Origin of the sequence: Caballeronia sp. LZ028 (assembly GCF_031451415.1) — a bacterium.
Lineage (GTDB): Bacteria > Pseudomonadota > Gammaproteobacteria > Burkholderiales > Burkholderiaceae > Caballeronia > Caballeronia zhejiangensis.
In genome coordinates this window covers 2,880,613-2,901,229 of the sequence record NZ_JARUXN010000001.1, presented here as the reverse complement: position 1 = coordinate 2,901,229, position 20,617 = coordinate 2,880,613, and the positions used below count along the sequence as shown (strand labels likewise).

At 63.5% G+C, this 20,617-nt stretch carries 20 protein-coding genes and 1 tRNA gene; 11 read left to right on the top strand and 10 right to left on the bottom strand.

Annotation, left to right across the window (positions count from 1 at the left end; genetic code table 11):
* Positions 1–67: 67 nt before the first annotated feature.
* From ftsZ to lpxC, 3 genes are all read left to right on the top strand, one after another.
* Positions 68–1,279 (top strand): cell division protein FtsZ, encoded by a 1,212-nt coding sequence (gene ftsZ / locus QCE58_RS13730; protein ID WP_008342979.1) that lies wholly within the window; start codon positions 68–70, stop codon positions 1,277–1,279.
* 285 nt (positions 1,280–1,564) lie between these two features.
* A complete protein-coding gene (locus QCE58_RS13725; RefSeq protein WP_175982744.1) occupies positions 1,565–2,068 on the top strand; it encodes a peroxiredoxin in 504 nt (167 codons plus the stop codon).
* A 264-nt stretch (positions 2,069–2,332) separates the two neighbouring features.
* Complete coding sequence (gene lpxC / locus QCE58_RS13720; protein ID WP_008342975.1) at positions 2,333–3,250, top strand: UDP-3-O-acyl-N-acetylglucosamine deacetylase; 918 nt, start codon at positions 2,333–2,335, stop codon at positions 3,248–3,250.
* A 45-nt stretch (positions 3,251–3,295) separates the two neighbouring features.
* On the opposite strand, the gene QCE58_RS13715 is transcribed toward lpxC, so the two are convergent.
* A complete protein-coding gene (locus tag QCE58_RS13715; RefSeq protein ID WP_250521400.1) occupies positions 3,296–3,781 on the bottom strand; it encodes a DUF721 domain-containing protein in 486 nt (161 codons plus the stop codon).
* Positions 3,782–4,057: 276 nt separating this feature from the next.
* Between QCE58_RS13715 and secA the strand changes: the two genes are divergently transcribed.
* The 4 genes from secA (at position 4,058) to QCE58_RS13695 (ending at position 9,579) form a co-directional block, all read left to right on the top strand.
* The gene (gene secA / locus QCE58_RS13710; RefSeq protein WP_034471684.1) at positions 4,058–6,871 is read left to right on the top strand and encodes a preprotein translocase subunit SecA; all 2,814 of its coding nucleotides are present in this window, start codon (positions 4,058–4,060) and stop codon (positions 6,869–6,871) included.
* A gap of 160 nt (positions 6,872–7,031) precedes the next feature.
* Entirely contained in the window at positions 7,032–8,273 is a 1,242-nt protein-coding gene (gene argJ, locus QCE58_RS13705) for a bifunctional glutamate N-acetyltransferase/amino-acid acetyltransferase ArgJ (protein WP_239295170.1), read from the top strand.
* A gap of 14 nt (positions 8,274–8,287) precedes the next feature.
* Positions 8,288–9,151, top strand: a complete 864-nt coding sequence (locus tag QCE58_RS13700) for an ATP-binding protein (protein WP_239295169.1) — start codon at positions 8,288–8,290, stop codon at positions 9,149–9,151.
* Positions 9,148–9,579 carry an NUDIX domain-containing protein gene (locus QCE58_RS13695; protein ID WP_008342968.1) on the top strand — a complete coding sequence of 144 codons (432 nt, stop codon included), beginning with the start codon at positions 9,148–9,150 and terminating at the stop codon, positions 9,577–9,579. The genes QCE58_RS13700 and QCE58_RS13695 overlap by 4 nt, the downstream gene beginning before the upstream one ends.
* Positions 9,580–9,585: 6 nt before the next feature.
* Here QCE58_RS13695 and yacG read toward each other — a convergent pair whose 3' ends face one another.
* From yacG to QCE58_RS13650, 9 genes are all read right to left on the bottom strand, one after another.
* A complete protein-coding gene (yacG, locus tag QCE58_RS13690) occupies positions 9,586–9,777 on the bottom strand; it encodes a DNA gyrase inhibitor YacG (protein WP_008342966.1) in 192 nt (63 codons plus the stop codon).
* Positions 9,778–9,840: 63 nt separating this feature from the next.
* On the bottom strand, positions 9,841–10,596 hold the full coding sequence (gene zapD, locus QCE58_RS13685; RefSeq protein WP_008342965.1) for a cell division protein ZapD: 756 nt from the start codon (positions 10,594–10,596) through the stop codon (positions 9,841–9,843).
* A 171-nt stretch (positions 10,597–10,767) separates the two neighbouring features.
* Positions 10,768–11,373 (bottom strand): dephospho-CoA kinase, encoded by a 606-nt coding sequence (gene coaE / locus QCE58_RS13680; RefSeq protein ID WP_175982748.1) that lies wholly within the window; start codon positions 11,371–11,373, stop codon positions 10,768–10,770.
* 21 nt (positions 11,374–11,394) lie between these two features.
* Positions 11,395–12,318, bottom strand: a complete 924-nt coding sequence (locus QCE58_RS13675) for an A24 family peptidase (protein WP_175982749.1) — start codon at positions 12,316–12,318, stop codon at positions 11,395–11,397.
* A 31-nt stretch (positions 12,319–12,349) separates the two neighbouring features.
* On the bottom strand, positions 12,350–13,555 hold the full coding sequence (locus QCE58_RS13670; protein WP_250481657.1) for a type II secretion system F family protein: 1,206 nt from the start codon (positions 13,553–13,555) through the stop codon (positions 12,350–12,352).
* On the bottom strand, positions 13,552–14,721 hold the full coding sequence (locus tag QCE58_RS13665; RefSeq protein ID WP_175982751.1) for a GspE/PulE family protein: 1,170 nt from the start codon (positions 14,719–14,721) through the stop codon (positions 13,552–13,554). The genes QCE58_RS13670 and QCE58_RS13665 overlap by 4 nt, the downstream gene beginning before the upstream one ends.
* A gap of 71 nt (positions 14,722–14,792) precedes the next feature.
* Entirely contained in the window at positions 14,793–16,082 is a 1,290-nt protein-coding gene (locus QCE58_RS13660) for an HlyC/CorC family transporter (protein ID WP_309779660.1), read from the bottom strand.
* A gap of 143 nt (positions 16,083–16,225) precedes the next feature.
* Positions 16,226–16,302, bottom strand: a tRNA-Pro gene (locus QCE58_RS13655).
* Positions 16,303–16,342: 40 nt separating this feature from the next.
* Positions 16,343–17,335: a polyprenyl synthetase family protein gene (locus QCE58_RS13650; protein ID WP_008342955.1), complete on the bottom strand. Its 993-nt coding sequence runs from the start codon at positions 17,333–17,335 to the stop codon at positions 16,343–16,345.
* A 257-nt stretch (positions 17,336–17,592) separates the two neighbouring features.
* Between QCE58_RS13650 and rplU the strand changes: the two genes are divergently transcribed.
* From rplU to proB, 4 genes are all read left to right on the top strand, one after another.
* A complete protein-coding gene (rplU, locus tag QCE58_RS13645) occupies positions 17,593–17,904 on the top strand; it encodes a 50S ribosomal protein L21 (protein ID WP_008342953.1) in 312 nt (103 codons plus the stop codon).
* Between the two features lie 25 nt (positions 17,905–17,929).
* Positions 17,930–18,190: a 50S ribosomal protein L27 gene (rpmA, locus tag QCE58_RS13640; protein ID WP_008342952.1), complete on the top strand. Its 261-nt coding sequence runs from the start codon at positions 17,930–17,932 to the stop codon at positions 18,188–18,190.
* A gap of 146 nt (positions 18,191–18,336) precedes the next feature.
* On the top strand, positions 18,337–19,422 hold the full coding sequence (cgtA, locus tag QCE58_RS13635; protein WP_008342949.1) for an Obg family GTPase CgtA: 1,086 nt from the start codon (positions 18,337–18,339) through the stop codon (positions 19,420–19,422).
* Positions 19,423–19,447: 25 nt separating this feature from the next.
* A complete protein-coding gene (gene proB / locus QCE58_RS13630) occupies positions 19,448–20,566 on the top strand; it encodes a glutamate 5-kinase (RefSeq protein ID WP_250481655.1) in 1,119 nt (372 codons plus the stop codon).
* Positions 20,567–20,617: the final 51 nt, after the last annotated feature.

Genomic DNA, 20,617 nt, shown 5'->3' with positions numbered 1-20,617 from the left:
GTGCGCGACAAGGGGTTGCCCGATCTCTCGTCGAATAACGCCGATCTTCATTCTTGACGGAGGCAACATGGATTTCGAAATGCTGGAAACGGAAACCAACGGAACGATCATCAAGGTCGTGGGCGTTGGTGGTGCTGGCGGCAACGCGGTTCAGCACATGATCAACCGCGGCGTGCAGGGCGTCGACTTCATCGTGATGAACACCGACGCGCAAGCGCTCGCCCGTTCGCGCGCGCCGGCGGTTCTGCAACTGGGCATGACCGGTCTCGGCGCTGGCGCGAAGCCGGAGAAGGGCAAGGAAGCGGCGGAAGACGCGCGCGAGCGTATCGCCGACGCACTGCGCGGCGCGCACATGGTGTTCATCACCGCGGGCATGGGCGGCGGCACGGGCACGGGCGCGGCGCCGGTGGTCGCGCAGATCGCCAAGGAAATGGGCATTCTCACCGTTGGCGTCGTGAGCAAACCGTTCGAGTTCGAAGGCGGCCGCCGCATGCGCGTCGCGGAAGCGGGCTCGCAGCAACTGGAGGATCACGTCGACTCGCTGATCGTCGTGCTGAACGACAAGCTGTTCGAGGTGATGGGCGATGACGCCGAGATGGACAAGTGCTTCCAGTGCGCGGACGACGTGCTGAACAACGCTGTCGCCGGTATCGCTGAAATCATCAACGTCGATGGTCTCGTGAACGTCGACTTCGAAGACGTGAAGACGGTGATGGGCGAGCAGGGCAAGGCGATGATGGGCACGGCGACGGTTGCCGGCGTCGATCGCGCGCGTCTCGCCGCGGAACAGGCGGTCGCGAGTCCGCTGCTGGAAGGCGTGGATCTGTCGGGTGCGCGCGGCGTGCTGGTGAATATCACGTCGAGCCGTTCGCTGCGTCTGTCGGAAACGCGTGAAGTGATGAACACCATCAAGTCCTACGCAGCCGACGATGCAACGGTCATCTTCGGCGCCGTGTACGACGACGCGATGGGCGACGCGCTGCGCGTGACGGTGGTGGCGACGGGCCTGGGCCGCGCGGCGAAGAAGCAGCAGCAAGCGCCGATGACCCTCCTGCGCACGGGCACCGACAATCAGCCGGTCGCACACGCGCATCACGCCGCCGCGCACAATTCGTACGGTACGCAGCACGGTCAGAGCACGACGGATTACGGTCAGCTCGACACGCCGGCAGTGTGGCGCTCGACGCGTGAAACGGCGGCTTCGCACGTGCAGGCGCTGCAGGAAAAAGGCGTCGATACTTACGACATTCCGGCGTTCCTGCGCAAGCAGGCGGACTGAGCGAAGCGCACGTTATTTGCTGCTGAGTTCGTGACGAAGCGGCACACCGCGTGCACGCGCTGAACGTCCGGCGCGCACGATGCAGGCTTCGCGTGGGGCGACTGTCCAAGGCCGCGTCCTGATGCAAAACGGACGCCGGGCCGTGGCCAGCCGACCTCCACGAATCTGCCCCTGACGTCGAGGAAGGCAGAGTGAAGCCGAAATCGCTGCGGAGACTTTCGGCGCGGTTGCGGGACGATGCGATCGCGAGGATGTCCGCGAGCACTGATGAGGGAAGGACCGAGCATGATCAAAGTGGGTGAAACGTTGCCCGACGTGCGTCTCTTCGAGTTCATCGACGAGGCCACCGAGGGCTGTGCCGTGGGACCGAATGCGTTCCCGGTGCGCGAGCGGAGCGCAGGCAAGCGCGTGGTGATCTTCGGATTGCCGGGCGCGTTCACGCCGACGTGCTCCGCCAGACACGTGCCCGGCTATGTCGAAGCGGCGGCGGATTTGTCCGCGGCAGGCATCGACGAAGTCTGGTGCGTTTCCGTCAACGACGCGTTCGTCATGAACGCGTGGGGACGCGATCTTCAAACCGCGGGCAAGGTGAAGATGATTGCGGACGGCAGTGCGCGTTTCACTCAGGCACTCGGACTGGATCAGGATTTGTCCGAGCGTGGCATGGGAATCCGTTCCCAGCGCTACGCGATGGTGGTCGACGACGGCGTGGTCAAGACGCTGAATGTCGAAGCGCCCGGCAAGTTCGAAGTCAGCGACGCTCGCAGTATCCTGGCGACGTTGCGCTGAGTGCAGCGGCGCGCCGCGTTGCCCGCGCGCAACGCTTGAAGCGCCCTCGCATTGAGCTGCAATTTGGGGCCGATGACCGGAAATGCCTCCATTCCGGCCATCGGCCCGTTCTACTTCACAAATCCTTCGCCTTGGCGTAACACAGGGAAACAGTTGATACCACCTGGATCAGGACGGCATGCGGCGAATGGAGTATAATTCGACCTATTAGAATTTAACGCACGATTAATTTCCTTTATAGGATCTTGAATCGGAAAGAACATCATGTTGAAGCAGCGAACAATCAAGACCGTCGTCAAAACCGTGGGGATCGGGCTCCATTCCGGCCGCAAGGTCGACCTGACCCTGCGCCCAGCGCCGATCGGGACGGGCATCGTCTTTTCGCGTATCGACCTGCCCGAGCCGGTCGATATTCCCGCGTCCGCGATGGCGATTGGCGACACGCGTCTCGCTTCCGTGCTGCAGAAGGACGGCGCGCGCGTCTCGACCATCGAGCATTTGATGTCGGCGTGCGCGGGCCTCGGCATCGACAATCTGTATGTCGATGTGACCGCCGAGGAAATCCCGATCATGGACGGCAGCGCGGCATCGTTCGTGTTTCTGATTCAATCGGCGGGTATCGAAGAGCAGAACGCGCCGAAGCAATTCATCAAGGTGACGAAGCCCATCGAAGTACGCGACGGCGACAAATTCGCGCGCCTGGAACCGTATTTCGGCTTCAAGCTGAGCTTCACGATCGATTTCCGCCATCCGGCCGTCGACAAGACCGGTCAGGCGCTCGAAGTGGATTTCGCGACCACGTCGTATGTGCGTGAAATCGCGCGCGCCCGCACGTTCGGCTTCGCGCATGAAGTGGAGATGATGCGCGAACTGGGGCTCGCGCGCGGCGGCAGCATGGACAACGCGATCGTGCTCGACGAGTACCGCATCCTCAACAATGACGGCCTGCGTTACGACGACGAATTCGTGAAGCACAAGATGCTCGACGCGATCGGCGACCTGTACGTGGTCGGCCGTCCGTTGCTGGCGTCGTACAAGGCGTACAAGGGCGGTCACGCGATGAATAACATGCTGCTGCGTGAGTTGCTCGCGAACGAAGACGCTTATGAAATCGTCACATTTGAAGATACGAAAACCGCACCGCGCGGTTTCGGTTTCGACACGCAGACCGCGTTTGCTTAACTGAAAGCCTCAACGGATGAACAAGAATGAGCGGCCGGGCGCCGCTCATTTTTTTTGTCCGCGCGCCTGATGCCGCGCCGCCATCCGCGCGAGCGCTTCCTGTAGAGGCGACGGCTCGAGCGAGGCCGCCAGATCATGCAGCGCCGTTGCGCCCGCCGCCGACATGCGCGCCTGCTTCGGCGGCGCGGATTCTTTCATCGGCTGCGGACGGACGCGGATTTTCAGCGCGTTGACGGCCCAGCCGCGTTGTTGCAGGTCGGAAAGCAGACGCGGCTCGATATGCCGCAACCGCGCCGCCAGCGCGTTGTGCGCGGCGAAAAGCGCGAGGACTCCGTCCTTGATGAAACCCGGTTCCACGTTCGACGCCAGATAATCCGGCAAAAGCGAGCTCAGATCGCGCTGCAGCGCCGCCACTTGCTCGACGCCCGCGCGCAACGCGCGGAACGCATCGGTGCGATCGAGGACGTCGGCGACGGCTTGCGGCCGCCGCGGATCGAAACCCGATCTTGAATTCGTAGAAAAGCGGCTCATTTTTGTATAGGCGCAGGCCCGACGGAACGGTTCGATTGTACGCGAGGCGGCCAGATGCTTCGGGCGGGGAAACGAGTTTCGCCCGAGCTTTCAGCGGGTTGACTGTCGCGTTCCGTCTACGCACGCGCGGGCACGCCGACGCAAGGTCTGCCAAACTCACATGCTAAAATTCCCGATTCGAATTTCACCTTATGGACTTAAGTCGCCGAGGTTCTCCGAGCCCGGACGCAGCTTTGTGCTGTGGCCGTCCGAAGCCGCGACGCAGACACTGATCCGATGACGACCGGTTTCCTTCAGAAGATTTTTGGCAGCCGCAATCAGCGGCTGGTCAAGCAGTATCAAAAGACCGTTGCGGCAATCAATGCCCTCGAGCCGACCGTCGAGAAGTATTCGGACGACCAGCTGCGCGCCAAGACCGATGAGTTCCGCCAGCGCGTCGCGGGCGGCGAATCGCTCGACGTGATCCTGCCCGAGGCGTTCGCGGTCTGCCGCGAGGCGAGCAAGCGCGTCCTGAAGATGCGCCACTTCGACGTGCAGCTCATCGGCGGCATGGTCCTGCATTACGGCAAGATTGCGGAAATGCGTACCGGCGAGGGCAAGACGCTCGTCGCGACGCTCGCCGCGTATTTGAATGCGCTGTCGGGCCGCGGCGTGCACGTCGTGACGGTGAACGACTACCTCGCCCAGCGCGATGCCGAATGGATGGCGCGCCTCTACAACTTCCTCGGTCTGTCGTGCGGCGTGAATCTGTCGCAGATGGAACACTCGCAGAAGCAGGAAGCGTACGCGGCGGACATCACGTACGGCACGAACAACGAGTTCGGTTTCGATTATCTGCGCGACAACATGGTCTACGAGACCAACGCGCGCGTGCAGCGGCCGCTCAATTTCGCGATCGTCGACGAAGTGGACTCGATCCTCATCGACGAGGCACGCACGCCGCTCATCATCTCCGGTCAGGCTGAAGATCACACCGATCTCTACGTGCGCATGAACGCGCTGCCGCCGCTGCTCGAGCAGCAGATCGGCGAAGAGAAGGCCGACGGCACCGGCGTCGAAAAGCCGGGCGATTACACGCTCGATGAAAAAGCGCGTCAGGTGTTCCTGACCGAATCGGGCCACGAGAAGGCCGAGCGCCTGCTCGCCGAGTGGGGTTTGATCGGCGAAGGCGAGAGTCTCTACGCGCCGCAGAACATCACGCTGATGCACCACATCTATGCCGCGTTGCGCGCGCATACGCTTTTCCTGCGCGATCAGCACTACGTGGTGCAGAACGGCGAAGTCGTGATCGTCGACGAATTCACCGGCCGCATGATGACCGGCCGCCGCTGGTCGGACGGTCTGCATCAGGCGGTCGAAGCGAAGGAACACGTCCAGATTCAGGCCGAGAACCAGACGCTCGCGTCCATCACGCTGCAGAACTATTTCCGCATGTACTCGAAGCTGTCCGGCATGACCGGCACGGCGGACACGGAAGCCTACGAATTCAACGAAATCTACGGCCTCGAAACGGTCGTGATTCCGACCAACCGTCCGCCGAAGCGCGTCGACAAGCAGGATCAGATCTACAAGACGTCGAAAGAGCGTTACGATGCGGTGATTCGCGACATCCGCGATTGCGTCGAGCGCGGTCAGCCGACGCTCGTCGGCACGACGTCGATCGAAGCGTCCGAATTGCTGTCGCACCTGCTCACGCAGGCGGGCGTGAAGCACGAAGTGCTCAACGCGAAACAGCACGCGCGCGAAGCGGCGATCGTCGCGGAGGCGGGCCGTCCGGCCGCCGTCACGATCGCGACGAACATGGCCGGCCGCGGCACGGACATCGTGCTTGGCGGCAACGTCGAGAAGCAGGCGTCGTTCATCGAAGCGGATCTCTCGATCCCCGAGAACGAGAAAGCCGCGCGCATCCAGAAGCTGCACGACGAATGGCAGGCGCTGCACGATCACGTGAAGGCGGCGGGCGGTCTGCATATCATCGGCACCGAGCGTCACGAGTCGCGCCGTATCGACAACCAGCTGCGCGGCCGCGCGGGCCGTCAGGGCGATCCGGGTTCGTCGCGCTTCTATCTGTCGCTGGACGATCCGCTTCTGCGCATTTTCGCGGGCGATCGCGTGCGCGCGATCATGGATCGCCTGAAGATGCCGGAAGGCGAGCCGATCGAAGCAGGCATGGTCACGCGTTCGATCGAAGGCGCGCAGCGCAAGGTCGAAGCGCGCAACTTCGACATCCGCAAGCAACTGCTCGAATACGACGACGTCGCGAACGATCAGCGCAAGGTCATCTATCAGCAGCGTAACGAACTGCTCGAAGCGAACGACGTGCAGGAAACCATCGCGGCGATGCGTCAAAGCGTGATCGGCGACGTCGTGCGAACCTTCGTGCCGGCGGGCAGCATCGAAGAGCAGTGGGAAGCGCCGGAGCTGGAAGAAGTGCTGCGCAACGACTGGTCGCTCGATCTCGCGGTTCAGGAGATGATCAACGAGTCGAATTCGATCGACGCGGAAGAAATTTGCGAAGCCGTGCTCGCCGCCGCCGACGAAGCGTACGAAGCGAAGGTCGCGATGGTCGGCCGCGAATCGTTCAGCGCGTTCGAGCGCTCGATCATGCTGCAGACGCTCGATAGCCGCTGGCGCGAGCATCTCGCCGCGCTCGATCACTTGCGGCAGGGCATCCATCTGCGCGGCTATGCGCAGAAGAACCCGAAGCAGGAATACAAGCGCGAGGCGTTCGAACTGTTCGCCGCGATGCTCGACGCCGTGAAGCAGGAAGTCACGCGCGTCGTGATGAACGTGCAGATCCAGTCGCCGGAGCAGCTCGAAGAAGCCGCCGAGCAGTACGAAGAGAAAGGCAGCCATCTGGAAAACGTGTCGTTCACGCACGCGGATTTCAACGCGCCGGCCGCCGAGCCGACGCCCGCCGCGGCGGCGGCGAGCGCCACCGCGCAGATGGTCAGCCAGGCGATGGCCGCGGGCGACGACATCAGCGTGGCGACGCGTCCTTCGGACGACGTGCCGAAGGTCGGCCGCAACGATCCGTGCCCGTGCGGCAGCGGCAAGAAGTACAAGAACTGTCACGGCAAGCTGGTGTAATCGGCTCGTGACCTGACGAACAAGCGACGCAGCGATGCGTCGTTTGTCTTTGCAGCATCCATCATTCACGGCGCCGGTTCGAATCCGCTGGCCGGCGTCAGTCTTTCATCATGTGCCGGTTCGATGAGCCGGCATTCGCCACTTTCAGCGAGACGCGAACATGGCCGTCAACTTCCCCTCGATCGATCCCGCAGCGCTTCATCCCGTCCCCGGCGTCACGCTCGGTTACGCGGAGGCGAACATTCGCAAGCCCAATCGCAAGGACGTGCTCGTCATTCGCGTCGATGAAGGCGCGAGCGTCGCGGGCGTTTTCACGCAGAATCGCTTCTGCGCCGCGCCGGTTACGGTCTGCCGTGAGCATCTCGCGGCGGCGGGCCAAGGCGGCAAGGGCATTCGTGCGCTCGTCGTGAATACGGGCAACGCGAACGCGGGCACCGGCGAGCCGGGCATGGCGCACGCGCGCGAAACCTGTGCGGAGCTCGCGCGTCTCGCCAATCTCGATGCGCAGCAAATCCTGCCGTTCTCGACCGGGGTGATTCTGGAGCCGCTGCCGATCGATCGCCTGAAGGCCGGTCTGCCCGCCGCGCTCGCGAATCAACAAGCCGCGCACTGGTTCGACGCCGCGCAAGCGATCATGACGACCGACACGCTGCCGAAGGCGGCGTCGCGCCAGGTAACGATCGACGGTCACGTCGTCACGCTGTCGGGCATCAGCAAGGGCGCGGGCATGATCCGCCCGAACATGGCGACGATGCTCGGCTTCCTCGCATTCGATGCGAACGTCGCGCAGCCGGTCCTCGATCAGCTCGTGAAGCACGTCGCGAATCGTTCGTTCAACTGCATCACGATAGACGGCGATACGTCCACCAACGATTCGTTCATCCTGATCGCGTCGGGGAAGTCGTCGCTGCCCCCGATCACATCGACGGATTCGCCCGCGTACGCCGCATTGCGCGACGCCGTGACCGAAGTGGCGCAGGAACTCGCGCAACTCATCGTGCGCGACGGCGAAGGCGCGACCAAGTTCATGACGATCACGGTGGAGGGCGGCCAGGACGCGGCGGAGTGCCGTCAGATTGCCTACGCGATCGGCCATTCGCCGCTCGTTAAGACCGCGTTCTACGCGTCCGATCCGAACCTCGGCCGCATTCTCGCTGCGATCGGTTATGCGGGCGTAACGGATCTCGATGTCGGCAAGATCGATCTTTATCTCGATGACGTGCTGGTCGCGAAAGCCGGCGGGCGCAATCCCGCGTACAAGGAAGAAGACGGCCAGCGCGTGATGAAGAAGAGCGAGATCCTGATTCGCGTCGTGCTCGGGCGCGGCGACGCGCAAGCGACCGTCTGGACCTGCGACCTTTCGCATGATTACGTGAGCATCAACGCCGACTATCGCTCCTGAACGCGGACAACTCGATGGATAAACTCGAACAATTTCTCACGCGCGCCGAAGCGGTGCTGGCGCGCATCGAAGGCATGTTGCCGCCCGCCGCGCCCGATATCGACTGGGAATCCGCGGTGGCGTTTCGCTGGCGCAAGCGTCAGGGACGCGGCTTCCTGCAACCCGTTTCCGCCATCTCGCAGATCTCGCTCGACGACCTTCAGAACATCGATCGTCAGAAATCGCTCATTCGGCAGAACACGCAACAGTTCGTGAACAAGCTGCCCGCGAACAACGTTCTGCTGACGGGCGCGCGCGGCACGGGCAAGTCGTCGCTGATCAAGGCGTGTCTGAACGCGTATGCGAAGGACGGCTTGCGCCTGATCGAAGTCGACAAGGACGATCTGCATGATCTCGGCGATATCGTCGATCTGATCTCCACGCGGCCCGAGCGTTTCATCGTCTTCTGCGACGATCTCTCGTTCGAGGAAGGCGAGTCGGGCTACAAGGCGCTGAAGGTCGCGCTCGACGGCTCCGTCGCCGCGCAATCGGACAACGTGCTCATCTACGCGACGTCGAACCGCCGCCATCTGTTGCCCGAATACATGAGCGACAACGAGACGTACAAGCACACGTCCGACGGCGAGATTCATCCCGGCGAAGTGGTCGAAGAAAAGATTTCGCTTTCCGAGCGCTTCGGCCTTTGGGTCAGCTTCTATCCGTTCAAGCAGGACGACTATCTGTCGATCGTCGGACACTGGCTGAAGCACTTCGGCTGCGCCGACGCCGAAGTCGAAAGCGCACGCGGCGATGCGCTCGTGTGGGCGCTCGAACGCGGATCGCGCTCGGGCCGCGTGGCGTGGCAATTCGCGCGCGACTGGTCGGGACGCAAGCAATGACCGATGCGAAGCCGGACATCGCGCCCGATGGCCGCAAGGTGACCGAAGTGGCCGTCGGCGTGATGGTGCAGCACGACGGGCGCTATCTGCTTGCGCAGCGGCCCGCGGGCAAACCGTATGAAGGTTACTGGGAGTTTCCCGGTGGCAAGCTGGAGCCGGGCGAGAGCATCGAGGCGGCGCTCGGTCGCGAACTGCACGAGGAACTCGGCATCGATGTCACCGCGTGCCAGCTCTGGCGCACGCTGGAGCATGATTATCCCCATGCGTACGTGCGGCTTTTCTTCTGCAAAGTGACGGAGTGGAACGGTTCGCCGGTCGGCCGCGAAGGTCAGGCGATCGCCTGGCAGACGCTTCCCGTCGAGGTCGCGCCGCTCCTGCCGGCAGCCATTCCGATTCTGGAATGGCTCGAAGAGGAAGAGCGCGAATAACGGCGCTCAGTTGAGTCCGCCGCGATTGTCTTCGTCCGGCGGCGTTTCCTGCGAATTACCCGCGATCTTGTACTTCTCGGCCGCCCACGCGCCGAGATCGATCTGCTTGCAGCGCTCGGAACAGAACGGGCGAAAGCGGTTTTCGGGAACCCAGCGGACATCCTTGCCGCAGGTCGGACATTTGACGACAGTGGTCATGACGAATACGAATTGAGCCGGTTACGGACGATATTTGACCACATGAGGCCAAACCGTTCCGATTCAAAGGCTGCAAAGCGTCAGATGAAACGGCACGTCGACATCGACGGCGCGCGGTTTCAGATCGCCGTCCTGCACCGTGAAGCGCACCCACAGCATGTACTTGTTCGCGCTTGCTTCCGGAATCACGCGCGTGTCCGGTGAGACGCGCACTTGCATCAGCTGATACGTGCGGCCGGACAACATCTGCTGGTAGCTGCCCTGCATCGCCATGACTTTCGATGCCTGACCCGACTCACGCGCGAGCCGCAATACGATGGCCGCCGCGTCGCGCAACGCGAGCATCGGCATGACCCACTTCGCGATGTCCTGGCGGCGCTCCTCGACCGGCAACTGCTGCCAGGCGTAATACGACGGCAAATCGAACTTGCACGTTCCGCCGGGAATGATCGTGCGGCTGCGGATGCTCGCGAGCCATTCGTTGTCGGCGAGATGCTGGCCGGTCTTGCCGTGCATTTCGGTGAGGCCGGCGAGCGTCTGCTCGATTTCGCCGAGCACGGCTTCGAGCGCTTCCTGTTCGATGCCCGGATTGCCGCGAAACGGCGCGAGCGTTTGCCGCTGCCGTTCCAGTTCCTTCATGAGGTCGGCTTTGAGGTCCGTGCGGCCAGCGACTTCCGCGATCTCGAAGAGCGTCGTGAGTGCAACGTGATGTTCTCGCGCGTCTTCCTGAGTCAGAAAGAACGTGAAGCGCTCGAACAGGTCTTCGAGGCGCAGCAGCGTCCGGATTCGCTCGTTGAAGGGATACTCGTAAAGGATCAAGCGCGCTCGCCTCGGCGTGGGTCGGTTGCTTCCATGAGCGGAAGTGAGCACATTCTAATGCCGCATCCTCACCCTAGCAAATCGGGCCATATTCGGGCGCCGAATGGCTCGTTTCGGCGGAAAACGGGGAACTTTTCGACGATTTCGCTAACTCAGGCGATCGCCGTCGCGTCATGCGGACGCAAGCGAAAGATAACGGCCGTGCAGTGTTTCGACTTGCTGCGCGAGCGTGTCGAGCGTGGCGGTTTCATCGTTGAGCACGATGTCGTCGGCAGCCGCGAGACGCGCTTCGCGAGACGCCTGCTTCGCGATGATCGCGAGTACCTGTTCGCGCGTGAAGCCGTTGCGCCGCATGACGCGAGCGATCTGCGTCTCGAGGGGGCAATCCACCACGAGCACGCGCGACACGCGGCTCGCCCATTCACCGGACTCGACGAGCAAGGGCACCACGACGATGTGATACGCGCCCTGCGCCGCGAACCGCTGGCGTTCCGTCTCGGCGCGAATCAGCGGATGCACGATGCCTTCGAGGCGCGCCTTCGCGGTGTCGTCGGCGAAGACGAGCGCGCGCATCTTCGCGCGATCGAGCGAGCCGTCCGCCGCGATGAATCCGTCGCCGAATTCGCTCGCGATGAGCGGCATCGCGACGCCGCCCGGCGCCGTGATTCGATGGGCGATCAGGTCCGTGTCGATCAGCGGCACGCCGCGCGCTGCGAAGAGATCAGCGACCGTGCTCTTGCCGCTGCCGATGCCGCCGGTAAGACCAATGCTGAACATCCGTTGCTCCGTTCGGTTCGATCAACCTAACAATGCATAAAGCGGCGTGCCGATGAAAAGCGTGATCGCGCCGCCCGCCGCGAGAAACGGTCCGAACGGCAACGGCTCTTCGAAACGCATGCGCTTGCGCCACGTCGCCACGATGCCGAACGCGGCGCCCGCGACGGCCGCGATCAGAAGCACTTGCGCGAGCGCCGACCATCCGAGCCACGCGCCGATCGCGGCGAGCAGCTTGAAGTCGCCGTAGCCCATGCCTTCCACGCCGCGCACGAGCTTGAAGAGCCAGTACACGCACCACAGGAACAGATAGCCTGCGACTGCGCCCGTCACGGCGTCGTGCAGCGTCGCGAATCCGCCTTCGCCGAAATTGACGAGAAGCCCGGCCCAAAGCAAGGGCAGCGTCAGTACATCGGGAAGATAGCGTGTGTCGTAGTCGATGAGCCCTGCCGTCAGCAAGGCCGCGCATAGACCGAACGCGGCCAGCGCGGGCCACGTGGGACCGAACGCGTAAAGCGATAGCGCCGCCAGCGCGCCGGTCGCGAGTTCGGTCAGCGGATAGCGCGGGCTCACGCGTGCGCCGCATGCCGAGCAACGTCCGCGCAGGGCCAGATAGCTGATGACGGGAATGTTTTCCCACGCGCGCAGCACGTGCTTGCAATGCGGACACGCGCTGCGCGGCACGGCGAGATTGAAGCGCTCGGGATAGGGATCGGCGGCGGCGAATTTGGTGGCATCGGACGCCTCGGGAATGGCTGCGTCGACTTCCGCGCGCCACGCGCGTTCGAGCATGACGGGCAGACGATGCACGACGACAGTAAGAAAACTGCCGATCACGAGGCCGAACACGATGGCGAACCCGTACTGCACGGCCACGGGCAGCGCCGCGAACGCCGCCAGATAGCGGCTCGCGAAATGCGCGGCGGTCGGATCGAACGAAGGCTGCATGATGGACGAACGGTTGCTTTGGCCCGCGATGCTACACCACGTTGCCGAGCTGAATGACAGGAAGATACATCGCGATGACAAGGCCGCCCACGAGCGCGCCCAGCACCGCGATGACGATCGGCTCGCAAAGACTCGCGAAGCCGCCGATGCGCTCGTCCACCTGACGGTCGGCGAGCGTGGCTAGATCGAGAAGCATCGCATCGAGCGAGCCTGATTCTTCGGCGACCGCGATCGGCTGCACGACGTCCTGCGGAAAGCATCCGACGGCGCGCATTGCGGCCGCGAGACGCTCGCCGTTGTGCAGGCGCGCGGCGATGTCGACGGTGGCGCGGTCGAACACGCGGTTTCCTGTGGCATGCGTGAGTGAGTTGAACGCATCCGACAGCGGCGTGCCCGCCGAGAGCAGCGTGCCGAGCGCGCGGCTCCATCGCGCGACCGCGAGCGAGCGCAGCAGCTTGCCTGCAAGCGGCAGGCGCAGCGCGGCGTGATCGGCGGCGGCGCGTGCATCGGGCGAACGCTTCATCCAATTCCATCCGATGAATACCGCAGATGCGGCTGCAATCCCGAACGGCACGCTGACATTCGCGACGCCGTCCGAAAGCGCGAGCACGAAACGCGTCGGCGCGGGCAGCGCGGCGCCGAAGCCGTCGAAGATCGTCTTGAAGGTCGGCACGACGCCAATCAGCAATCCCGCCGTAATCGCGAGCGAAAGCAGCAGCACCATCACGGGATAGGTGAGCGCGGCGCGCAATCTGGCCCGTTGCGACGCCGCCCGCTCGCGGTCGTCGGCGAGGCGGGCGAGCACCGTCGGCAACGCACCCGCGACTTCACCGACCGAAACCAGCTGGCAGTACAGCGTGCCGAACGCAGCCGGATGCCGTGCCAGCGCGCCCGAGAATGGCACGCCGCGCGTGATATCGCGGGCCAGCGCGCGCACGATGCGCGGCATTCCGCTGGCGGACGCGCTGCCGGCGAGCAATTCGAGCGCGCCGACGAGCGGCAGTCCCGCGCGCAGCAGGCCGGCGAGCTGTCGCGTGAAGACGGTCACGTCGGCGGTCCTCGCTTTGGGCGGCGGCGCGGCGCCGAGCGTTTCGAGCAAGGTGACGATCACGCCTTCGCGCCGCAGCGACGCGCGGGCCGCGAGGGCGTCGGCGGCGATGATCTTTCCCCGCATCGGCTGGCCTTCGCTGTCCATGCCGCGCCACGCGAAGCGCAGTTCGAGCGCGTCGTTCATCATTCGATCTCCGTCGCGTCGACTGCTTCGGCGACGCTCGTTACGCCTTCGCGCACGCGCGCGAACGCCGCATCGCGCAACGCGGGCATGCCTTGCGCCTGCGCCGCGCGCGCGATCGCATGCGTCGCGGCGCGCGAGACGATCAACTCGCGCAGTTCATCCGATACCGGCATCACCTGGTGCACGCCGACGCGCCCGCGATAACCGACGCCATGACACGCCGGACAGCCGCGCGGCTCGAACGGATGAAACCCGTCCGCGAGCGCCAACGCCGACGGCGCGCGGCAGAACTCGCACAGCTTGCGCACGAGCCGTTGCGCGGTGACGAGCTTGAGCGCCGACGCGAGGTTGTAAGGCGCGACGCCGATATCGATGAGACGCGCGATCGCGGCGGGCGCATCGTTCGTGTGCAAGGTCGAGAGCACGAGATGGCCCGTTTGCGCAGCCTTCACCGCGACGTCCGCCGTTTCCGCGTCGCGTATTTCGCCGACCATGATGACATCCGGATCCTGACGCATGAACGCGCGCAGCGCCACGGCGAAGGTCAGTCCCGCCTTTTCGCGCACGCTCACCTGATTGATGCCCGCAAGTTGAATTTCGACAGGATCCTCGACCGAGGACACGTTGCGGGCTTCCGCGTTGAGCATCTGGAGGAAGCAGTAGAGCGATACGGTCTTGCCGCTGCCGGTCGGACCGGTCACGAGGACGAGACCGTGGGGTGCCCGAATCGCCGATTCGACCGCGCGGCCTTGCGCGTCGTCGAGACCGAGCGAGGCGAGCGAAAGGTCGGGCGGCAGCGCTTCGAGCCGCCGCAGCACGAGTTTTTCGCCAAAGAGCGTCGGCAGCGAATTGACGCGATAGTCGCCGATCCGCCCGCCCGGCAGATTCAGCCGCAGCCGGCCGTCCTGCGGCACGCGCCGCTCGGCGATGTCCATTCGCGCGAGCACCTTGATCCGCGTGACGAACGCATCGCGCAAATGGGGCGGCGGGCGCTTCAATACGTGCAACGCGCCATCGACGCGCAGCCGGATGCGCCATGCGTGCTCGGACGGTTCGACATGGATATCGGACGCGCCGCGCTCGGCGGCTTCGCGCAAGGTGTCGGTGAGCAGCGAGACGGCGGGCGTCTCGTGGTCGGATGGCGTTTCGCGGAAGGAAGGGGAAATCATGGCGTCGGCGGTCGAGTCGAGATGATCCGATGATCCCGTCCTCGGCCGTCGGCGCACAGTCGTCCGAATGGCTAACGCAGCGCGTGTCGCGTGCCTTCGGGCGGGCGGAAAATCTTGACGGTTCGGATCGCCTGGTCGTCGCTGCGCATGACTTCGAAGGTCACGCCCGCGATCTGCACCGAAACGTCGCCGTCGGGGATGTCTTCGAGCGTTTCGAGGATCAGGCCGTTAAGCGTTTTCGGGCCGTCCGTCGGCATCGACAGATGCAGCCAGCGGTTCAGTTCGCGCAACGGCATGCTGCCCGCCACGATGCACTCGCCGCTCTCGTCCCAGCCGCCGCGCGAGCCGGCGCCGCGCGGAATCGTCGTCGTGAATTCGCCGATCAGCTCTTCGATGATGTCCTCCGGCGTGACGAGGCCCTGCAATTCGCCGTACTCGTCGACCACGATCGCGATACGGTGGCCGCTTTCCTGGAAGTACTGCAATTGCTGGAAGACAGGCGTGCCCGCGGGCACGAAATACGGTTCGGTGAGCAGTTCGCGCAGCGTGTCGCGCTCGAGTTCCTGGTTGTGCAGCGCCGAGAGCGTCTTGCGCACGTGCAGAATGCCGAGCACGCGATCGATGTCGCCCTGAAAGACGACCAGCTTGTTGTGGTAGCACGTCTCGAGCTGGTGCAGGATCTGTTCGAAGGGCGCGTCGAAGTCGAGCGCTTCGATGCGCCGGCGCGGGATCATCACGTCATCGACGGTGATGTTCTCCAGATCGAACAGATTGAGCAGGATGCTGCGGTGCTTGGTCGGCATGAAGCTGCCCGTTTCCAGCACGATGGTGCGCAACTCTTCGGGCGAGATCCGCTGATCGCGCTTGCCCTTCGTGTTGATGTGCAGTGCGGCGAGGATCGCGTTGGCGAACAGATTGACGAACCAGATGAGCGGCCGCGCGACGCGCATGAGCGGCGCGAGCACGAGGCTCGCCGGCAGCGCCACTTTCTCGGGATACGTCGCGCCGACGATCTTCGGCGCGATTTCCGCGAACACGATGATCAGGAATGCAATGACGCCCGTCGTGATCGACAGGACGAGGTTGTTATGGCCGAAGGTGCGCAGCGCGATGGATGTCGTGAGCACCGGGATGATCGTGTTGATCAGGTTGTTGCCGATCAGGATGACCGAGAGAAGCTGATCGGTCTTCGCGAGCAGGCCTTGCGTCGTGCGGGCGCGTAGCGATCCTTGGCTCGCCAGATATTTCAGGCGATGGCGATTGAGCGCCATCATCGACGTTTCGGAGATCGAGAAAAAGCCGGAAAGGAAGAGAAGCAGAAAAATGGCGCAAATTTGCGCCCATAAGGGAAGGTTGTCCACGCGGCGATCGAGTAGGGGCGGAGATGGGAGGCAATATAGCAGACGGGCCGGCAAGCTCGCCCTCGGCCTTTCGGCCAGCGTACGCGGTTTTGCCGCCGGAAATAAAAAACCCGCATGGCGAACCATGCGGGTTTTTGCAATTCTGGTCGGGGTGAGAGGATTCGAACCTCCGGCCTCTACGTCCCGAACGTAGCGCTCTACCAGGCTAAGCTACACCCCGAATTTGACCAACTTGGACTCTTACGCTGCTTCAGTCTCGTTCAAGACTGCCGTGACGTCGAGTAAGAACATAATTCTAGCAGGCTATCTTTGTAGATGGAAGAGGGAAATGAAGAAATCGCATTTGCCGCTGCCTGAGCTTCCTTGCGCGCGCATTCCAGCGTGTGATCGAGCGCGCCGGACGTCGTGATTGCGTGGAAGATCGTGTCGAAGCGATCCGTGCCGCCTTGCTCGATCGCCTCGCGTGCGAGGGCCGCCTGGTCCGGCGTGCCGTGCTCCATCAAATAAATGAGCGGCAGGGTGGGCTTGCCTTCGCGCAGGTCGTCGCCGGCGTTCTTGCCCATCGATTCGGGCGTGCCGGTGTAGTCGAGCCAGTCGTCCATGATCTGGAACGCCGTGCCGATGCGCCGGCCGAACTCCGCCGCCGCCGCTTCGGTCCGCGCATCCGCACCCGAAAGCACCGCGCCGAGCTGCGCCGCCGCTTCGAACAGCTTCGCCGTCTTGTAGCGGATCACCTGCATGTAGCGTGCTTCGTCCACGTCCGGATCGTGCATGTTGAGCAGTTGCAGCACTTCGCCTTCGGAAATGATGTTGGTCGCGACGGACAGGATTTCCATCACGCGCATCTTGCCGACGCTCACCATCATCTCGAACGAGCGCGAATACAGGAAGTCGCCGACCAGCACGCTTGCCGCATTGCCAAACAGCGCGTTCGCGGTCTTGCGGCCGCGGCGCAAATCCGATTCGTCGACGACGTCGTCGTGCAGCAGCGTCGCCGTGTGGATGAACTCAACCACCGCCGCCAATTCGTGACGATGCCCGGTCGTGTCGCCCAGCGCGCCCGAGACGAGGAGCAGCAGCGCCGGCCGCAGCCGCTTGCCGCCCGCGCCGATGATGTACTCCGAAATCTGGTTGATCAGCATCACTTCTGATGCCAGGCGCTGCCGGATGACGCGATTGACCTGCTGCATGTCCTCGGCGATCGGGGCGAGCAGCGCGGCGGCGTTGGGAGAGGAAGTGGCGGTGGACGACATGATCGGCAAAAAGGGTAATCCGGCGGATTATAAGGCGAATCCGACAGACGCCGGGTGGTCCGGTGTTCCGACTCGCGCAATGTCGGCGAATTTCGGCTGCGATTCGCTTCGTTTTCGCCGAGGTTCGGAGCCGGATCGCGCGTTGCGCCGCCCGCGCGGGCATCGTCACGGCGCTTTGACGTCGAGCGTAACTCTATGTATAATCGCGTGTTTTCCCCGCGTGGTGCGTGGAAAAAGAATTCTGAGTGAGGTTCTCAATGTACGCGGTCATAAAAACCGGCGGCAAGCAGTACAAAGTTGCCGTTGGCGAAAAACTTAAAGTAGAACAGATACCGGCAGACATTGACGCTGAAATCACGCTCGACCAGGTTCTCGCAGTAGGCGAAGGCGAATCGATTCAGTTCGGTACGCCGCTGGTCAGTGGGGCTTCCGTCAAGGCTACCGTCGTGTCCCAAGGTCGTCACAAGAAAGTGACCATCTTCAAGATGCGCCGCCGGAAGCACTACCAAAAGCACGCTGGCCATCGCCAGAACTACACCGAACTGCGCATCGACGCGATCAACGCGTAAGCGCATCGGTTAAGGAGCTAAGCAAATGGCACACAAAAAAGCAGGCGGGTCTTCCCGCAACGGCCGCGACTCCGAGAGCAAACGCCTCGGCGTGAAGGTGTACGGCGGCCAGGCAATCAACGCAGGCGGCATCATCGTTCGCCAGCGCGGCACGCGCATGCACCCGGGTGAGAATGTCGGCATCGGCAAGGATCACACGCTGTTCGCGCTGGCCGACGGTCACGTCAAGTTCGTGACCAAGGGCGCTGCGAAGAAGCACACGGTCGTCGTCGTCCCGGCAGCGTAAGTTTTACGCACGGGCTTCAGGACCGAAGAAATGGCCCCGCGAAGTTCGCGGGGCCATTTTTATTTGGTGCGGTCAAAAATTGGTTATGAGTGACCGGCCAGGTCGGTCACGGCAAAATAGAGCGAATACACGGGACGGAGCAACGCATGAAGTTCATTGACGAAGCGAGGATCGAAGTCATCGCCGGCGACGGAGGAGATGGCAGCGCGTCGATGCGCCGCGAAAAGTTCGTCCCGTTCGGCGGACCGGACGGCGGCGACGGCGGGCGCGGCGGCAGCGTCTACGCGGTCGGCGACCGCAACATCAACACGCTGATCGACTACCGGTTCTCCAAGAAGCATCAGGCGCGCAACGGCGAAAACGGCCGCGGCGCGGATTGCTACGGCAAGGGCGGCGACGACATCACGCTGCGCATGCCGGTCGGCACGATCATTTCGGATCAGGAAACGGGCGAGATCATCGCCGATCTGACCGAGCACAATCAGCAGGTCTTGATCGCGAAGGGCGGTGCGGGCGGCCTCGGCAACCTGCATTTCAAGTCGAGCACGAACCGCGCGCCGCGTCAGAAAACCGACGGCAAGCCGGGCGAGCGCCGCATGCTCAAACTCGAGCTGAAAGTGCTCGCGGATGTCGGTCTGCTCGGCATGCCGAACGCGGGCAAGTCCACTTTCATCTCGTCGGTGTCGAACGCGCGGCCGAAGATCGCGGATTATCCGTTCACGACGCTCGCGCCGAATCTCGGCGTAGTGCGCGTCGGGCCGAGCAAGAGCTTCGTGATCGCGGACATTCCGGGTCTCATCGAAGGCGCGGCGGAAGGCGCGGGCCTCGGGCATCGTTTCCTGCGGCACTTGCAGCGCACGGGCGTGCTGCTGCATCTCGTCGACATGGCCCCGTTCGATGAAAACGTCGATCCGGTCGCGGAAGCGAAGGCGATCGTCAACGAACTGCGCAAGTACGACGAGCAGCTTTACGAGAAGCCGCGTTGGCTCGTGCTGAACAAGCTCGACATGGTGCCGGAAGACGAACGCGAGGCGCGCATCGCCGATTTCGTCGAGCGCTTCGAATGGGACGGTCCGGTCTACGAGATTTCAGCGTTGACCGGTCAGGGCTGCGAGGCGCTCACCTACGCGATCTACGATTACATCTCGCAGCATTCGGACGCATCGCGCGCGGCTGAAGCGGAAGATCTCGCAGCCGACGTGCGCTTCCGCGACGACGAAACGAAGGAATAAAGCAACCACGAGGAGAAAGCGCACGATGCGTTCGGTCATCGCCGCTGCGAAGCGAATCGTAGTGAAAGTAGGGTCGAGCCTCGTCACCAATGACGGTCGCGGGCTCGATCATGCGGCAATCTCGCGCTGGGCGTCGCAGATCGCGGCGCTGCGCGAACAGGGCAAGGAAGTCGTGCTCGTGAGTTCGGGCGCGATCGCGGAAGGCATTCACCGGCTCGGCTGGACAAAGCGACCGCGCGAAATCGACGAATTGCAGGCGGCGGCCGCGGTCGGCCAGATGGGTCTCGCGCAAGTCTACGAAAGCAGCTTCGGCGCGCACGGCATCCGCACCGCGCAGATTCTGCTCACGCACGCCGATCTCGCCGATCGCGAACGCTATCTGAACGCGCGCTCGACGCTGCTCACGCTGCTGCGCCTGGGGGCCGTGCCGATCATCAACGAGAACGACACCGTCATCACCGACGAAATCAAGTTCGGCGACAACGACACGCTCGGCGCGCTCGTCGCGAATCTGATCGAAGGCGATGCGCTCGTCATTCTCACCGATCAGCGTGGCCTCTTCACCGCCGATCCGCGCAAGGACCCGAACGCGACGCTCGTCGAGCAAGCCGACGCCGGCACGCCCGAACTCGAGCAGATGGCGGGCGGCGCGGGTTCGAGCCTAGGACGCGGCGGCATGCTGACCAAGATTCTCGCTGCGAAGCGTGCCGCGCACAGCGGCGCGAACACGGTCATCGCGAGCGGCCGCGAAGCCGATGTGCTCACGCGCCTCGCATCGGGCGAGATCATCGGCACGCAACTCATCGCGCGCACCGCACGCATGGCGGCGCGCAAGCAGTGGATGGCGGATCACTTGCAGGTGCGCGGGCATGTCGTCATCGACAAGGGCGCGGTCAACAAGCTCACCGCCGACGGCAAGAGCCTTTTGCCGATCGGCGTCATCGACGTGAAAGGCGCCTTCGATCGCGGCGAAGTAATCGCGTGCGTCGACGATCAAGGGCAGGAAGTCGCGCGCGGCATCACGAACTACAGCAGTTCGGAGGCGCGGCTGATTCATCGCCGGCCGAGCGGCGAGATCGAATCGGTGCTCGGCTACATGCTGGAGCCGGAACTGATCCATCGCGACAATCTCGTGCTCGTCTGAAACGAAAACGCCCGCTGAATCAGCGGGCGTTTTCACATCGTCACGCCGACG

Excerpts from the sequence above, each read along its gene's own strand:
- ftsZ (WP_008342979.1), top strand. The coding sequence starts at position 68 with ATGGATTTCGAAATGCTGGAAACGGAAACCAACGGAACGATCATCAAG.
- QCE58_RS13725 (WP_175982744.1), top strand. The coding sequence starts at position 1,565 with ATGATCAAAGTGGGTGAAACGTTGCCCGACGTGCGTCTCTTCGAGTTC.
- lpxC (WP_008342975.1), top strand. The coding sequence starts at position 2,333 with ATGTTGAAGCAGCGAACAATCAAGACCGTCGTCAAAACCGTGGGGATC.
- QCE58_RS13715 (WP_250521400.1), bottom strand. The coding sequence starts at position 3,781 with ATGAGCCGCTTTTCTACGAATTCAAGATCGGGTTTCGATCCGCGGCGG.
- secA (WP_034471684.1), top strand. The coding sequence starts at position 4,058 with ATGACGACCGGTTTCCTTCAGAAGATTTTTGGCAGCCGCAATCAGCGG.
- argJ (WP_239295170.1), top strand. The coding sequence starts at position 7,032 with ATGGCCGTCAACTTCCCCTCGATCGATCCCGCAGCGCTTCATCCCGTC.
- QCE58_RS13700 (WP_239295169.1), top strand. The coding sequence starts at position 8,288 with ATGGATAAACTCGAACAATTTCTCACGCGCGCCGAAGCGGTGCTGGCG.
- QCE58_RS13695 (WP_008342968.1), top strand. The coding sequence starts at position 9,148 with ATGACCGATGCGAAGCCGGACATCGCGCCCGATGGCCGCAAGGTGACC.
- yacG (WP_008342966.1), bottom strand. The coding sequence starts at position 9,777 with ATGACCACTGTCGTCAAATGTCCGACCTGCGGCAAGGATGTCCGCTGG.
- coaE (WP_175982748.1), bottom strand. The coding sequence starts at position 11,373 with ATGTTCAGCATTGGTCTTACCGGCGGCATCGGCAGCGGCAAGAGCACG.
- QCE58_RS13675 (WP_175982749.1), bottom strand. The coding sequence starts at position 12,318 with ATGCAGCCTTCGTTCGATCCGACCGCCGCGCATTTCGCGAGCCGCTAT.
- QCE58_RS13670 (WP_250481657.1), bottom strand. The coding sequence starts at position 13,555 with ATGATGAACGACGCGCTCGAACTGCGCTTCGCGTGGCGCGGCATGGAC.
- QCE58_RS13665 (WP_175982751.1), bottom strand. The coding sequence starts at position 14,721 with ATGATTTCCCCTTCCTTCCGCGAAACGCCATCCGACCACGAGACGCCC.
- QCE58_RS13650 (WP_008342955.1), bottom strand. The coding sequence starts at position 17,335 with ATGTCGTCCACCGCCACTTCCTCTCCCAACGCCGCCGCGCTGCTCGCC.
- rplU (WP_008342953.1), top strand. The coding sequence starts at position 17,593 with ATGTACGCGGTCATAAAAACCGGCGGCAAGCAGTACAAAGTTGCCGTT.
- rpmA (WP_008342952.1), top strand. The coding sequence starts at position 17,930 with ATGGCACACAAAAAAGCAGGCGGGTCTTCCCGCAACGGCCGCGACTCC.
- cgtA (WP_008342949.1), top strand. The coding sequence starts at position 18,337 with ATGAAGTTCATTGACGAAGCGAGGATCGAAGTCATCGCCGGCGACGGA.
- proB (WP_250481655.1), top strand. The coding sequence starts at position 19,448 with ATGCGTTCGGTCATCGCCGCTGCGAAGCGAATCGTAGTGAAAGTAGGG.